The organism is Thermaerobacter litoralis (assembly GCF_054654595.1).
Genome location: NZ_BAAIES010000008.1, coordinates 135,630 through 151,050 on the forward strand (window position 1 = coordinate 135,630; position 15,421 = coordinate 151,050).

The following is a 15,421-nucleotide window of genomic DNA, read 5'->3' on the forward strand; positions in this document are numbered from 1 at the left end:
GCACCTCAAAACTCCTGCAAACGCCCCCGGCGGAGCTAACGATAACCACGTCTGCATAGCACCCTCAGCTTTGGCAGAAATGTGCTTCGCCACGAATACGGGAAATCCTGCCGCAAATGAAAAGAACTGTTCGACAAGAAACGACAGACTACACGCATGATGCCTAGTAGCCTCTGTCACGGTAGAACCAACTGTGGAACGCTTGGTCAAGTTCCGCCCAAGACTTCCCCGTCACCTCTTCGATAGCCTCGATGGTGGCCTGGCTACGGGCCTCGAAGGTGGCCGGGCCGGTCATGCGGGGGTCCGCCGGCTTCCGCGCCAGTTTCTGAAGGACACTCGCCAGCGTCCCCTGCCCGTGCTCTTGTTCCAGGTAGGCGGATAACAAAGCCGCCGTATCAGCGGCTCGGTTCCATTGCGTGGGCGGTAGCTCCAGGCCGTTCTGGTAGCGGGGCAACTCCGGCAGGCGAAGTAGCCCACCGGCGTCCCGCACGCTCGTCACAGCGGCGGCCAGAGCCCGCCCGGCGAGCCGGTCCGCCACGTACCGCCCTACCCCCTCCCGCAACCACTCGGAGGCATGGTTGTGGCTCATGTCCATCGCAGCCTTCTGGGCCAGGAGGTAGGCCAGAAGTTCCTGTGAAGGAATGTGGTTTCCCGCGACCCGCAACGGCTCGCCATACTCCACCCACGGTGGGATGCCGCGTTTGGTGCCCAGGTTAGGGCCTAGCAACCTGTGCAGGTGGTCCGGTGTCGCGTGCCATTCCAGAACCAGCGGAGGAGATGGGGTCAGCTGTAGTTCCCGTTTCAGCCTTGCCGCGACCCGCCCCGCGGCCCTCGCGGCCTCTTGGGCAGCTTCCTCCGTGATCCGCTCGTCGTGCCAGACCATCACTCCATCGTGCTCAAGGGCCTTCAGGTCGAGCCCGTGCTCATACCAGCGGTCCTGCCGCTTCACCCAGACCGTGCCGACCAAATAAACCTGTGAGGCCCCCGGGTCCTCGGGGTCCACCACCTCGACCCGCACCGGGACAAGAGCAGAGCGCTCCCCCAGCAGCGTCACGTCCTCCGGCTCCATGCTCACCCGGCTCTGCGGGTGCGCCTGCTTCCAGACTTGCAGGTCCTCGAACCAGTGTCGTTTGACCATTCGGTACGTCGGCGTATCGGGATCGACGGTATCCAGAAAACCTCCGAGATCTCCTTCCGATGCGGCTTCCGCCTGCGCCTCCAGCCGGGCGATGATGTCCTGCGCGACCTTAGCGTCAGGTTGAGAGGTATCCGCGGTGACTGTGCCCGCGGCGGCGCGGTGTCTCCACTCTTGAAAAGCTCTCGGTAGGGTCAGCACCAGCACGGTCCCGAGCGCCGCGAGGGCCACGGCCAGGGAGGTCCAGCGGAGGGCCCGCCCGCCCCGCAGCACCTGCCGGGCCTCGACCCCCGCCAGCGCCTGCCAGCCCCAGGATCGCAGCTCCACCATGGCGCTCAGCAGCCCCGTCAGCGCCCCCAGCCCCAGCGGGACCAACCACACCCATGCCGCTGTTCGCCAGGCCGCCGTGACTCCCGCCCCGTACAGCAGCCCGACCACGCCGACCCCCAGCAGGTCGCCGAGCACCCCGGCCAAAAGCCCCAGTACCGCCCCCTCGGCTACCATCAGCAGCCCGATCCGCCCCCGCGGCCAGCCCAGGGCGTGCAGCAGTGCCCGCTCCTGCCGGTGGTCGATGGCGTTCTGCCGCACAAGGTCGAAGGCCGTCACCCCCGCCACCGCCAGCGCAACCAAGCCGATGGCGTACTGGATCGGCCCCACTTTCAGCGCCGCGTACTCACCTGTGATGGAGGTATAGAGCACCCCCCGCAGGTGCAGGGCGATGTAGCTAAGAAGCAGGATCAGCGCCGTGGGCAGGGCGATGGCCACCACCGTCAATAGCGTCCGGCCCGGCCGGCCGAACAGGCTGGCTGCGGCCAGGGGCAGCACTCCGCTCCCCGGCAGCACCCGCCGTCCGGGAGCCACGTCCCCCCACCGGAGCGCCTGATCAGGCGAAACGCCCCGTACCGCCCGGCCCGCCGCCGCCATGGCCGGAAGGTACAACAGCGGCCCTGCCGCCAGCGCGAGCCCCACCGCCGAGGCCGGCGAGCCGCCCACCGCAGCAGCCAGCGCCGCCATGAGCCCGACCGCGCCGCCGAGCAGGGCCTGCTCCCCCACGGCAAGCCGCGCCAAAGCCCGCCCCGGCCAGCCCACCGCCAACGCCACCCCGAGCTCCCGCCGCCGGGCGGTGACCCCCGCCAGGGCCGTGGTGACGGCGTACAACAGCCCCACCACCAGAGCCACGGCGACGAAGGCACTGTAGCCGAACTCCGTCTGCTCCACGGCCGTCACCGCCGCGTCCAGGTGGATCCACTGCTCCTCCACCCAGCCCAGGGTGGGATGGCCGTTGGATTCGGGTACGTAGATCAGCACGTCGACGGGCGAAGAGCCCATCGTGACCCGGGCCACGAGGCCAGTACGCTGCTCGATCTCCCGGGCGATCCGCTTGGCACGGGCGATGGTCTCGGGGGTGGTCAGATCGTCATCCTCGATCTTGACCCGGACGGCGTTTATGGCATCCTCGCCCGCCGTGGCCAGGGCGGCGTCCAGGGTGGTCAGAAACACCGGCGGCGAAGAGAGGAAGTCTGTGGGCGTCAAGCCGCCATACACCTTGCGCGGAGGATTGACCGGCCGGCCCTGGGGGTCCAACACCAACTCGGCCTCGGCGGGACGGTAGGTGTCCAACGGCAAGCGACCGTCCCCTTCGCTGACGTCCAGAAGCTGGGGATCATAATAGCCCACCACGAACAAACTCAGTACTCCGGCGAATCTCCGGGATGGAGCGAAGGACCTGAACACCCGCCCCAGATCCGCCTCTCGCGACGCCAGCACCCGGCCTTGGCCGGGTCCGTACGGCTCGCTGTCCGCGGTTTCGCTGAAGAACCGGGGAAGAGCCCGTTCCTGGTCCTTCTCGACCTGCAACCGGACGGCATGGCGCCAACGTTCAGGGAAAGGGCTCGTCATTGGTTCGTACTGAAGCAAACCTGACTGACCCAGTAGCTGTCGAAACTGAACCCATGACGACCCGTAACTCCCCTCATGGCCCGGATCATACCGTTCCATGGCACGGACGATGTCCAGGCCCTCGAAGCGGGCATGAAAGGCGGTTTCTGTAGGTTCCATGCCCGGCCCGAGCCTTTCCGCAACCGTTTCCAGATGCACACCCTCAAAGCCACGAATGTTGACCAGCACGGGGAGGCCCACGATGTCGGGACCGAAGGGATGATCCGCGACGTCAGTACTACGAAGATAGCGCCCCTCGCACACTGCGCCGTCGAGGCCGACCAGCGCAGCCTCCTGGGCGGGATCAACCCCCACGAGGAGCGCTGGGACATTGGCGGATGCACGGATCCTGACCGGCGTTTGCCGGTTCTTATTGGCCACGAAAAGGCCTTCCGGTGCCCAATCCGGTAAGCGACCCGCCGCATCCCCGACGCCAAACACCAATTCACCCGTGAAGCGTTCTCCAAGCCCGGACCGGGAACTGTGAACCGTTTCCCTGACACGGTATACACCCGGTTGAAGAGGCTTGCCTTCCGGATCCGTTACTCCGAAATACAGGCCAAGGGTCGCGTTGACGTAGCCTAGCACAGACAGCGGGGCGGCCACGTCAACACCATCGATACGGCGTATATCCTCCAACTGGCGGCGCGTGATGCCGGGCGGCAAACTGGTCAGCACATTTGGCTCTACTAACCCCGGGAGTGGTTGCTCAGTCTGCTTATGCACAAGGATATCGTAGGGCGTCCGCCAGGACCGGGAGTAGACGCGAACGACGGTACCGGTAACTGATTCCGACAATATTGCAACGACAGACAGTCCCATGCCCAAGACTAATGCACCGATCAGGGACAAGGCGAGGCGGTCACGTCGGCCGGACCAAAGTCTCCTGACCATGCCCGCACCCCTTCAGGAGGACCAATGTGCGGCGGAGGGTGTAAAGGCCAAGAGCGGGAAACGACCATCAACCCCACCTCCGCTTTCCGTTTGTTCCGAGGAGGTTAGCAGCGCGACGGACAACCATAACCACATTTCTCGCAGCAGACCTCGCCAGTACGGCTGTCGCAGTACCGGACGCAGCCATACTGTGTTAAGGAGTCACACCAACGGTCACAGAGTACGACGCTGCTACAGATGGGGTAGTTGGGCACTACAGCGTCCCCCACCAGTAGGGAGCCGAGACGCGCGAACAGGCTCACCCGATTCACCCCCTTTCCTCGAATACCGGAACCCTGGCCGCTAAACGGGTTCGGCTCTCCAAGGGTCGTCTCGACGAAGCTGCTTCGGACTCAAGACGGTCGATACGGAAGCAAGATCAATTCGTGAAGCGGCCATTCGCCAGTAAAGTGGTAATCCAAGGCCAGATGCCACCGACGGTCAGGAGCGTCGGACGATGCGAGAGGTGTGCTGCGAAGTCATCACGGAAAGGACCACATTTCGGTATTTTTTACATTATACGTTCTCATACAACCGGTATCAATAGTGCGCAATCACTCAGCCAAAATGTAACCGAAGGGGTCCCGGATTGCTCACAGAAAAATCTTACCGAAGGGACGTGCTGCGCCGGTCACTCGCCTGCCGCCGCGAGGATCTTGGACTTGCCCCGGTTAAGTCGACACCCCGATACTTGGGGGCGGAACGTCTTGCCTTGCCGCATGGGGACCTCCCGGCCCCCGCGGCCGACCGCAGCCCCGTGGGGTCCGGGACGCGAAGGGCACGGGACGGTCCGCTGTGGCGGTAACGGAACGGGAGATGACCACCGGGAGCGGCCGTCGGGGCACCCCCCAGGGCCGAGGGCGGGGAGCCCTATCGCCTGGGGCGAGGAGCCAGGCGCGGCGGGCCCGTGGGGATCTGCCGGCCGGTGTGGTCGATGTAGTAGGGACCCTTGTGCAGTAGCTGCGAGACGGGCACGATCTCGTACCCCTCGGCCTGGAGCCGGCGCAAGATCTCCGGCAGGGCGGTGGGCGTCGACTCGGCGTTGTTGTGGAAGAGCACGATGGAACCGGGGCGAACCAGCCGGGTCACCCTATAGACGATTTGCTCCGGGGTCACCTTCATCCAGTCCAGGGAGTCCACGTCCCACTGCACTGGGATGATGCCCATGCTCTCGACCACGGTGATCACGCGGTCGTCGTAGGCGCCGAAGGGCGGGCGGAACAGCCGGGCCTCGAAGCCCGTGGTCTCCCGGACGGCCCTCAGGTTGTCCTCCAGCTCGCGCCGGATCTCGGCGTCGGAGAGGGTGCGGAAGTCCGGGTGGGTCGCCGAGTGCAGCCCGATCTCGTGGCCCTCCCGGGCGATCATCCGGGTCTCCTCGGGATACTTGCGGATCCACATGCTGACCAGGAAGAAGGTGGTCTTGACGTTGTGCTGGCGCAGGATCTCCAGGAGCCTGGGCGTCTTGTCGGCCCCCCAGGTGGCGTCGAAGGAGATGGCGATGCGCTTGGCGTCGGTCTCGACGCTGTAGATGGGCAGTTTCTTCTTGGCCGGCGCAGGCGGGTCCGCCACGGCGAAGCGCGGCACCACCGGGGCCGGGCCGGCCGGCGAGACCATGTCGTCGGCCGGGGTGGGCGCCGCCACCCGCAGCACCAGGACCAGGACGAACAGGCCGGCCAGAAGGCCGGTGACGAACCAGCGGCGTTCCTCCCCCGCCACGGTGGTCCCTCCGCTCCAGGGCTTTTGGGTCGCGCCCGATCCGGGGCACCCGTCCTGCCGGGCGCGGGGCCTGCCCCCGGAACCGGCGGCGGGAACGGGACGCCCGGCGGCCAGGCCGCCGGTTTCAGGCTCCGGGCCCGTTCATGCCTATGCCGGGCGGGGGAGCACCATGCTAGCGTGCCATGGGGCGACCGCGCCATGCTACAATGAACCAGTCGCGCCGCGGCGCCACCTGAGGCTTCCGTCAAGCAGGAGCCGGAACGAGGAGCCGGATCATGGCCAAGCAACCGCCCCTGGCGGGGCGCAGTGACCCCCGCCTGCAGGAACGGTACGAACAGTTGCTGGAAGCGGCCGCCGTGGAGTTCGCCACCCGGGGCTATCACCAGACGACGATCAAGGACATCGTCGACCGGGCGGGGGTGGCCACCGGCACCTTCTACCTCTACTTCGCCAACAAGGAGCAGTCGTGCATCGCCCTGATCGAACGCCTCTACGGCCGCGTCCTGGCCGAGGTGGTGGCAGCGCGGGCCGGCAAGGCGACCAAGCTGGAGAAGCTGGCCGCCTCCATCCGGGCCGCCCTGGAGGTCTTCGGCGCCCACCGCAACCTGGCCCACATCGCCCTGGTGCGGGCGCCGGGGGCCCACCCCCTTTTCGACGAGCTGCTGGCCCGCATCCACCGGCAGTTCTGGGACCTGGTGGCCGAGGACATCACCGAGGCCATGGCGGAGGGCCTGTTGCCTCCCCAGCCGGCAGACATCGCCGCCCGGGCCCTGATCGGTGCCCTGTATGAGGTGGTCATCAGCTGGCTGCAGGCGGGCGTCCCGGCGGACCTGGGCCAAGCCGTCGAACCGCTGGTGGGCTTCTGCCTGCGGGGGCTGGGGACCCCCTGGCCCCTCCCGCCCGGCGCGGCCACGCCGCCGGCGCGGTAAACCCGCCGGCTTGGACGGCGGCGCCTGGCGGCTTCCACCGGGCCGCCTCCCTTCTCCCTTCGGGCGGGCCGCTGCCCTTGCCCCGTCGGGGCGGGCCGCCAGCTTCCGCTCGCCAGGACTCCGAACCGAGTCTAGCCCACCGGCGCCAGGCCCCAGGGAACGACGCCCACCGCCAGAAGCACCGCGATCAGCACCGCCAGCGCCAGGTAGACCCACCCGACGCCGCGGGCCAGGCGGCGGGAGACGACATCCAGGTCGGCATCCCGCCCCTCCACCAGCAGGAGGAACAGGCCGCAGGCCAGGAACACCGCCGCCGTCACCGGTTCGGCCGCCTCGGCCACAAGACCTATGACCGCCATGATCTGCGCCAAGGCCGCTCCCCCTTCAACCCCCGGCCGGCTACCGGATGGTCAGCCCCGTGCGGCGCAGCCGGACCACCACCTCGACCCGGGCCTGGCACCGCTGGGCGGCCGCACGGGTCACCCCGGGCGGCTCCCGCCACAGGCGGGGTTCCACCGTGCGCAGGGCGCGGCCGATGCCGAAGGGGTCGGCCCCCTGGCGGCGGACCTGGTCGACCAGGCGCTGAACGCGTCCCTGCAGGTCCCGCTGGGTCTGGTCCTGGATGCGCCGCATGGTGGCGGTCTTGGTCAGGTCGATGCCGCCGGCCCTGTGCTCCGCCACCCGCCCCTCGATCAACAGCCGCACCACCGCCTGCCGCCCGTCCGGCGGCCCCTGCACCGTGAGGCGAGAGTCCACGTGGAAGATGTCCAGGATCACCCCGCCCGACACGGGCTCCCGCACCGGGACGAACAGGGTGGTCCGCCGTGGGCTGCCCATGGCCCACATCAGATACCACGCCTGGGGCGGACGGACCACCGCCCGCAGGCGGTCGTCCCGGAAGACGCCGAGCCCCACCCACTGGACCCCCGCCTCGGTGCCCGGACCCCGCCCCAGGATGGAGACCACGGGGTCGACGCCGGGTTCGGAGACGTCGGTCAGGAAGCGGGACAGGTCCACGTTGGGCGCCCGGCCGGTGCGGATCAGATCGTCCAGCATCTGGCTGAGGTACAGGGCCGCTGTGTTGTCCTGGGCCACCGTCATCATCAGATAATCGCGGGCCCGGCCCCGGACCACCGCCATGGGGATCAGCCGCCGGATCTCGGGGTTCTGGACCAGCATCTCCAGGTGCTGCAGGACGCCCTGGCGGGCCAGCTCCTCGCCGATCAGCACGATCCGCACGTGGCCCAGGAAGAGGTCGAAGCGGGTCCCATCCCGCATGGCCGCCAGCGCCTCGTGGACGGTGGCGCCGGTCCCCGACAGCACGACCTTGGTGCCTCCTGGCCCCGCGCCCCGCTGGCCGGGCTGGTTGCCGCTGATGCCCGGCCGCGTGGTGGTGCCGCCCGGGATGGTGACCTCCAAGCTCACCTGGATGCCGCCGCCCTGGGCTCGGTCCAGGCCCACGCCCACCACGATGGCCCGGTCCTCCAGGTCGCGGGCGTCCCAGCAGCCACCCAGGACGGCAGCGGCCAGGATGACCACCAGGGCAACCAGCCGGCGGGTCCGGCCGCGGCGCAGGGGACGGGGACCCACGGCCTCACCCCCCGGCCCCGGCACCGGGAGTGGCGGGCCCGGCGGCACTGCGGGGGGCCGCATGCCGCCGGGTCCGCCGGTTCTTCCAGCCGGCGATGGCCCACAGCAGCAGGGGCACCAGGACCTCCAGCCCCAGACTGATCCAGCCGAGGACGGCGAGGAGCTGGCTGACGGCGGCGAAGTTGGTCGGCAGCAGGGCGACCACGTAGAGCAGCGGGAGGAACATGGGGGCCAGGATGCGGTGCTCCTGAAGGCCCAGCACCGCCTGCAGCGCCTTGGCGGCGACGAACAGGGCCGGCCCCACGGTGGTGAACACCGCCGTCACCCACACGGCGAGGAACGCCGATTCCAGCCGTTCAAAGACCCGCCCGGGGATCTGGGTCACCTTCACCAGCTCGATGGTCGGCCAGGTGATGCGCTGGACCTCGATGACGCCGAAGGTGCCCACGGCGGAGAAGACGACCATGCTGTAGATCAGGCCGACCAGCCCCGCCACCAGCCAGGGCATGTGGCGACGTGGCCGGTCCTCCAGCTCAGGAAGGAGGAAGAGATAGGCTCCAAAGCCGGAGTAAGCGAACAGGGAGGCGGCCGCCCCGCGGATCAGCGGCTCGAGGCCCAGCGCCCACTGGGGCCGCACGTACACCAGGTTGGCCCGCCCCATGGTGGCCAGGGCCAGGGCGACCAGGGTCACCAGCAGCACGGGGAAGGTCAGCTCGATGGCCCGCATCATCGTCACCGTGCGGTGGTGGACCAGGTACACGGCGGCGAACAGCATGGGCATCATGATGGCCTCCACCGGCGTGTTGCGCAGGACGTTGGCGTTGACCACCTCGGCGAAGCCGCGGGCGATGACGGCGGCCAGGGTGCCGAAGTAGAGGAAATAGGCGAGAAGCAGCGCCCGGGCCGGCCAGCGGCCCAACAGGGTCTCCAGGCCGTGCTCGAGCCGGCGCCGGTGCATCCACGGCGCCACCCTGTTGAGCGCCGCCAGGACGACGGCGACGGGCACCGCGCCCAGCAAGGTGGCGACCACGCTGTCGGGCCCCGATTGAGCGGCCACCTCCCGCGGCAGGGTGAGGATGCCGATGCCGATCATCACGTTGACGATGACGGTCAACGCACCCCGCACGGTGACCGCCTGGCTGCTCGACATGGCCCTCACCTCCTGTCCTGGACGAACCGGCCCGGCCCCGCCCCTCGACACCCGCCCCTCCCCGCAGCGCCCCGGCCGCACCCCGTCGCACCCGCACCGCCCCATGGGGCGGCCGCCCGCGCCCCGCGGCGGCCCGGCCGGGTCCCGTGACGCCGGGCGCTCCCCGCGCTTGCCGGGCCGCCCGCGGCGAGGCACCCGGGCACCCTGCGGTGGCGCCCAGGGCTTCCCAGGGCCTTAGAGCCGCGTCGCCCCCTCGCCCCGTTGCACCGCCGGCAGCGGCGCCCGCACCAGCGTATCCCGCAGCTCCTTGATGGACCGCGGCGGCGTGTACGGGTACAGGTACGGCACCCCGAAGGACTCCAGATCCGCCAGGTGGACCACGATCAGGATCAGCCCGATGACGACCCCGTAGAGGCCGAAGACCGACGCCGCCAGCATCAGCGGGTAGCGCAGGATGCGCAGGGCGATGGCGGCGCTGTAGGTGGGCGAAGCGAAGGATCCGATGGTGGTGACGGCCACCACGATGACCATGGCCGGGCTGACCAGCCCCGCCGAGACCGTCATCTCGCCGATGATCAGGCCGCCGACGATGCTGATGGCCGGGCCGATGGGACCGGGCAGCCGGATGCTGGCCTCCCGCAGGATCTCCACCGCCGTCTCCAGCAGCAGCGCCTCGCCGATGGCGGGAAAGGGCACGCCGCCCCGCATGGCGGCCAGCAGCACCGCCAGCGGCGTGGGGATCATCTCCGGGTGGAAGGAGACGAAGGCGATGTACAGGGCGGGCATCAAGAGCGCCAGCGCCATGGACAGTACCCGGATCAGGCGGATCAGGCTGGCGATGACCCAGCGCTGGTAGTAGTCCTCCGGCGACTGGTAGAACTGGCTGAACAGGGCCGGGGCGATGATGGCGAAGGGGCTGCCGTCGACGAAGAGGGCGATGCGGCCCGCCAGCAGGTTCGCCACCACCCGGTCCGGCCGCTCGGTCTCCATCAGCTGGGGGAAGGGCGAGTGGGGCCGGTCCTCCAGCCACTGCTCCAGCTGGCCGGAGTCGAGGAGGGAGTCCGACCGCACCCGGGCCAGGCGCCGCTCGACCTCCGTCACCAGGTGGGGGGGCGTCAGCCCCTCGATGAAGAGCAGGACGACCCGGGTGCGGGCCACGTCGCCCAGGCGGTAGACCCGCACCACCAGCCGCGGCGTCACCAGCCGCTGGCGCACCAGGGCCACGTTGACCTCGACGTTCTCGACGAACCCGTCCCGGGGCCCGCGCACCAGGCGCTCCGCCTCGGGCTCCTGAACCGCCCGCTGGCGGAAGCTGCGGACCTCGAACGCCCAGACCTGCCGCTGACCCTCCAGGCAGAGGACGGCGTGGCCCGTGAGCAGGCGGGTCACCGCCTCGTCGACCTTGGGGACCGCCTCCACCTCGTCGCCGAACCGCCACCAGGCCGGGTTCGGGGCGGCCTTGGGTGGCCCCTGGCGCAGGAACTTGTCCAGGTCTTCGACCAGGCCCTTGAGCCGCTGGGTGTCCACCAGGGGCTCCAGGAAGACCAGCACGGCCAGCAACCGCCCCCGGTGCCGGAAGAAGCGGGCGTTGAGGTCGGCCGTATGGTGCAGGGCGGCCCGCAGTCGCTCCAGGTCCACGGTCACCGTGCCCGTGAACTCGCCGGTGAAACCGGCCCGGTTGGACGACGACAGCTCCTGCACCAGGTCGCCCAGCCGCTCGGACAGGGCCGACGAGAGGCGCACCAGCTGCTTGACCTGATGGACCACCTGGGCCTTCTGCCGCTGCTCCGCCACGGGTCACCGCCACCGGGGGGCCCGGCGGGAGCCGGTTCCACCCCACGGCGACGCACCCGGCCCCCGGCCGCAGCCCAGGGTGTGGCCGGGGGCCCGCCCCGGTCCGGCTCGGGCCCCGGCACGCCAACAGCATGCACCGGTGGCAGCGGTGCCATTCCCGGCCGCCGGAGGGTGCCGGAGCCGATGAGTCCGCTCAGGCCGGCAGGCGCCGAAACAGATCGGCCATCTCCAGCGCAGCAAGGGCCGCCTCTGCACCCCGATCGCCTGCCCGCAGCCCCGTCCGGTCGAAGGCCTGTTCCAGCGTCTCACAGGTGAGCACCCCGCACACCACCGGAACACCGGTTTGGAGGCTCGCTTGCAGCAGCCCCTGGGTCGCGGCCGCAGCCACGTACTCGAAGTGGGCCGTCGCCCCTCTCAGCACCGCACCCAGGGCGATGACCGCCTGATAGCGTCCCGATTCCGCCAGGCGGCGGGCCGTCACCGGCAATTCAAAGGAACCGGGAACCCACACCACATCGACGGCGTCATCGGGCATGCCATGGCGCCGCAGGGCCTCCTGGGCCCCCGCCAACAATGCCTGCGTGATCGGGCGGTTGTACCGGGCGACCACGATGGCCAACCGGAGTCCTTCGGGATCGAACCGTCCCTCGTAGACCGGCATGTCATTCCGCCTCCTGGTGGTCCGTATCCTTTGCCGGCAGTCGCCCGCCCGGTCCCGTTGGGGCGGGCGGAGCCGCCGGGGCCGTTGGTTGGGGTGACGGATCGTCCACGCCGGCGTCGGTCCCCGCCAGGGTCAGCCAGTGGCCCAGACGCCGTCGCTTGGCCAGCAGGTACCGGCGGTTCTCGGGGTGGTGGGCGGGCTCCAGGGGAAGGCGATCCGTCACCTGGATGCCGTAACGCTGCAGCTGGGCCACCTTGTCCGGGTTGTTCGTCATGAGCCGGATCCGGTGGGCCCCCAGGGCCCGCAGCATCTGGGCTGCGACCCCGTAGTCCCGGCTGTCCACCGGCAAACCCAGGGCCAGGTTGGCGTCCACGGTGTCGAGCCCCTGGTCCTGCAGGGCATAGGCACGGATCTTGCCGGCCAGCCCGATCCCGCGTCCCTCCTGCTGCAGGTAGATCAGGGCACCCCGGCCCTCCCCCGCGATGGCGCGCAAGGCCGCCTGCAGCTGGTCCCCGCAGTCGCAGCGCAACGACCCGAAGGCATCGCCAGTCAAACACTGACTGTGGACCCGGACCAGCAACGGCGCATCCCCGGGCGCAGGGGGGTGCTTGGTTTCGCCGGCCGGGCGGGGGCTGGTTCCTGCCAGGACGCCGTCGCCCCCAACCCGGCCGCTGGCGCCACCACCGGCCCCGGCCGTTCCCGCGCCGTAGACCAGGGCCAGGTGGACGGTGCCGGTGGGCTGGTATTCGAAGGCTGTCAGGCGGAACTCGCCATATCGCGTCGGCAGCCGGGTGGAGGCCACAGGCCGCACCAGGTCCTCCCGTCGCAGGCGGTAGGTGACGATGTCTGAGACCCGCACCCAGGGGAGCCCGGTTTGCGTCGCCCACGCGACGATGGCAGGCGGGCGGGCCGAACGGCCGTCGGGCGTGAGGATCTCGCAGATGGCGGCCACGGGTTCCAGGCCCGCCAGGCGCATCAGGTCGACGGCCGCTTCGGTATGCCCCCTGCGCTGTAGGACCCCCCACGGCCGGGCCCGCAGGGGGAACACGTGGCCCGGCCGGACCAGATCCCCCGGCCTGCTGGCCGGGTCGGCCAAGGTCCGCAGGGTGCGGGCACGATCGGCCGCCGAGATTCCCGTCGTCACACCCTCCCGGGCGTCGACGCTGATGGTGAAGGGGGTTCCCATGGGATCGGCCGGCGGGTCCACCATCAGGGGGAGCCCAAGGGCCCGGCAGCGGGACTCCGCCATGGCGGCACAGATCAGCCCCCGCCCGAAGGAGAGCATGAAGTTGACATGGGCCGGCGTGGCGTGCTGGGCCGCCACCACCAGGTCCCCTTCCCCTTCCCGGTCCTCGTCGTCGAGGATGACCACCATCTCACCCTGGCGCAAGGCGTCGAGCGCCGCTTCCACCCGCCGGACGGGGTCAAGGAGGCCGGCGTCGCGGGGCTGGGCTTCACCGGCTCGGCCGGGCCGGCCCTTGGCCGCCGCGGGAGCAGCCGCCAGGCTGCGGCCCGGTCCCGGCGCCAGCCACCCCGCCCCATAGCGTGCAAGCCAGTCGGCCTCCAGGTTGACCCGGTCTCCCGGTCGCCGCCGGCCCAGGGCCGTGCGCTCCAGGGTGTGGGGCACCAGCGCCACGCTGAACCGCTTCCCGTTGACCGCCACCACCGTCAGGCTCACGCCGTCCACGGCGATGGACCCCTTGGGTGCGAGGAAGGGAATCAGATGGTCCGGGGCCTCGATCTCGACCGACAGTGCGCCGTCTTGCGGCACCACGGCGACGACCCGCCCCGTTCCGTCCACGTGCCCCAAGACCACATGGCCCCCTACGGGATCCCCCCAGCGCAACGCCGGCTCCACGTTCACCTCGTCACCCGGCTGGAGATCGGCCAGGGTGGTCACCCGCAGGGTCTCCGGCACGGCGGTGAAGGCGAGCCGGCCGGCCTGGACGGCGGTGACGGTCAGGCACACCCCGTTGACGGCGACGCTATCGCCCGGCCGCACGCCGTGAAGGAAGGGCGCCTCAATCCAGAGCTCCAGGCCGCCGCCCCGGGTCCGCCGGTCGGTGCAGCGGCCCACCCCTTGGACGATGCCCGTGAACATCGCGGGAACCTCCTTCCAGCTAGAAGACCGGTGATTGCCGTTGGACCGAGCCCCGGGAAGGGGTCAGGGAGGCCGCGGCGGATCGGCGTCGCGGGCCCCCTCGCTGGAAGAAGGGCCCCGGCGGCCCAGGGCGACCGGATCGCGGAGGTAGCCATCGACCACCAGATCGCCGTCCACCTGCCGCCACCTCACCCGCTGGAGGACCGGGGCCTCTGCCATTCGCTCGAACCCGGCACCGCCGATGGGGCCCGGCGCCCGTTCCCCGCCGATCAGCTTCGGGGCGACCCAGGCGATCACCCGGTCGGCCAGGCGGGCGGTGAAGAACGCGGCGTGCACCGTCGCCCCGCCCTCGACCAGCAGGTGGAGGACGCCGCTCCGGGCCAGTTCGTCCAGAAGGTGGGGAAGGGAGACGCGCCCGTCCGGGCCCGCCGGAAGCCGGAGCACCCGGACTCCCGCCCGCTCCAGGCGGGCCACCCGCTCGCGAGGGGCCCACGGGGTGACGGCTACCCAGGTCGGCGCCGAAGACTGGCGGGCGACCTGCACCACCCGGGCCGCCGGAGGCGTCCGGGCCTGGCTGTCCAGCACGATGCGGAGCGGATCCCGGCCGCCCGGATGCAGTCGCACCGTCAGGGCCGGGTCGTCCGCGAGAACCGTCCCAACCCCCACCAGGATCGCGTCGACGCGGTCCCGCAACCGGTGGACCCAGCGCCGGGCTCGTGGCCCGGTAATCCAACGGCTGTCCCCGCGGGCGGTGGCGATCCGCCCGTCCAGGGTCATGGCGTACTTGAGGGTGACCATGGGCCGCCCCAGCAGCCGGTGGACGAGGTAGGCCTCATTGAGCCGCCGGGCCCGGTCTTCTTCCAGCCCCCAGGCGACCTGAAGTCCCGCCCCGGCCAGGGCGCGGAGGCCACGGCCGGCCACCCGCGGGTCGGGATCTTCCATGGCCGCCACCACCCGGCGCACCCCCGCCGCCAGGATCGCCTGGGTGCAGGGCGGGGTCCGGCCGTGATGGCAGCAGGGCTCCAGGGTCACGTAGAGGGTGGCCCCCTGGGCACGGGGGCCGGCCCGCTGCAGGGCCTCGACCTCGGCATGGGGCTCCCCCGCCCGCCGGTGGTAGCCCTCGCCCACGATCTGTCCGTCTTGCACCACGACGGCGCCGACCATGGGGTTGGGGTGGGTCCGTCCGCGGGCCCGTGCCGCCAGCTCCAGCGCACGGCGCATGAAGAACCGGTCCGCCCTGGACCAGCTGGCCCGGCCGGCGGCGTCTCCGCCTCCAGGTTCGCCCCCGGGCCTCAACCCTTGGCCGAGGAACCCCGCACCGCATTCGGCCATCCCTGCCACCCCCTAGGCCCCATCGCATGCTGCCGCAACCGTGCGCACGGGGGTCAACCGGGCAAACCCGAGGGATCGGCGCCGCCACCGGGAGACACAAGTGGGGAGGGGCCACCGGCTTGCCGGCGGATGGAGGAGCTGC

At 70.4% G+C, this 15,421-nt stretch carries 10 protein-coding genes; 1 reads left to right on the top strand and 9 read right to left on the bottom strand.

The window, feature by feature from the left end; genetic code table 11:
* Positions 1 to 163: 163 nt before the first annotated feature.
* On the bottom strand, positions 164 to 2,815 hold the full coding sequence (locus ACYQ02_RS05920; RefSeq protein WP_460039766.1) for an FtsX-like permease family protein: 2,652 nt from the start codon (positions 2,813 to 2,815) through the stop codon (positions 164 to 166).
* Positions 2,816 to 4,876: 2,061 nt separating this feature from the next.
* Positions 4,877 to 5,722 (bottom strand): polysaccharide deacetylase family protein, encoded by an 846-nt coding sequence (locus tag ACYQ02_RS05925; protein WP_460039521.1) that lies wholly within the window; start codon positions 5,720 to 5,722, stop codon positions 4,877 to 4,879.
* A gap of 275 nt (positions 5,723 to 5,997) precedes the next feature.
* On the opposite strand from ACYQ02_RS05925, the gene ACYQ02_RS05930 reads away from it, so the two are divergent.
* A complete protein-coding gene (locus tag ACYQ02_RS05930) occupies positions 5,998 to 6,651 on the top strand; it encodes a TetR/AcrR family transcriptional regulator (RefSeq protein WP_460039522.1) in 654 nt (217 codons plus the stop codon).
* Positions 6,652 to 6,782: 131 nt separating this feature from the next.
* Here the strand turns inward: ACYQ02_RS05930 and ACYQ02_RS05935 are convergent, their stop codons facing one another.
* The 7 genes from ACYQ02_RS05935 to ribD all read right to left on the bottom strand — a co-directional run bounded on the left by ACYQ02_RS05935 (position 6,783) and on the right by ribD (position 15,279).
* Positions 6,783 to 7,022, bottom strand: coding sequence for a hypothetical protein (locus ACYQ02_RS05935; protein ID WP_460039523.1), 240 nt, complete (start codon positions 7,020 to 7,022; stop codon positions 6,783 to 6,785).
* A 28-nt stretch (positions 7,023 to 7,050) separates the two neighbouring features.
* Entirely contained in the window at positions 7,051 to 8,241 is a 1,191-nt protein-coding gene (locus tag ACYQ02_RS05940; protein WP_460039524.1) for a Ger(x)C family spore germination protein, read from the bottom strand.
* A gap of 4 nt (positions 8,242 to 8,245) precedes the next feature.
* Complete coding sequence (locus ACYQ02_RS05945; protein WP_460039525.1) at positions 8,246 to 9,391, bottom strand: GerAB/ArcD/ProY family transporter; 1,146 nt, start codon at positions 9,389 to 9,391, stop codon at positions 8,246 to 8,248.
* 234 nt (positions 9,392 to 9,625) lie between these two features.
* Positions 9,626 to 11,185, bottom strand: a complete 1,560-nt coding sequence (locus ACYQ02_RS05950; protein ID WP_460039526.1) for a spore germination protein — start codon at positions 11,183 to 11,185, stop codon at positions 9,626 to 9,628.
* Positions 11,186 to 11,378: 193 nt separating this feature from the next.
* Positions 11,379 to 11,846, bottom strand: coding sequence for a 6,7-dimethyl-8-ribityllumazine synthase (gene ribH / locus ACYQ02_RS05955; protein ID WP_460039527.1), 468 nt, complete (start codon positions 11,844 to 11,846; stop codon positions 11,379 to 11,381).
* 1 nt (position 11,847) lies between these two features.
* Entirely contained in the window at positions 11,848 to 13,947 is a 2,100-nt protein-coding gene (ribB, locus tag ACYQ02_RS05960) for a 3,4-dihydroxy-2-butanone-4-phosphate synthase (protein ID WP_460039528.1), read from the bottom strand.
* A 63-nt stretch (positions 13,948 to 14,010) separates the two neighbouring features.
* Positions 14,011 to 15,279, bottom strand: coding sequence for a bifunctional diaminohydroxyphosphoribosylaminopyrimidine deaminase/5-amino-6-(5-phosphoribosylamino)uracil reductase RibD (gene ribD, locus ACYQ02_RS05965; protein ID WP_460039529.1), 1,269 nt, complete (start codon positions 15,277 to 15,279; stop codon positions 14,011 to 14,013).
* Positions 15,280 to 15,421 lie beyond the last annotated feature (142 nt).

Coding starts and splice junctions, on each gene's coding strand:
- ACYQ02_RS05930 (WP_460039522.1), top strand. CDS start 5,998: ATGGCCAAGCAACCGCCCCTGGCGGGGCGCAGTGACCCCCGCCTGCAG.
- ribH (WP_460039527.1), bottom strand. CDS start 11,846: ATGCCGGTCTACGAGGGACGGTTCGATCCCGAAGGACTCCGGTTGGCC.
- ACYQ02_RS05945 (WP_460039525.1), bottom strand. CDS start 9,391: ATGTCGAGCAGCCAGGCGGTCACCGTGCGGGGTGCGTTGACCGTCATC.
- ribB (WP_460039528.1), bottom strand. CDS start 13,947: ATGTTCACGGGCATCGTCCAAGGGGTGGGCCGCTGCACCGACCGGCGG.
- ribD (WP_460039529.1), bottom strand. CDS start 15,279: ATGGCCGAATGCGGTGCGGGGTTCCTCGGCCAAGGGTTGAGGCCCGGG.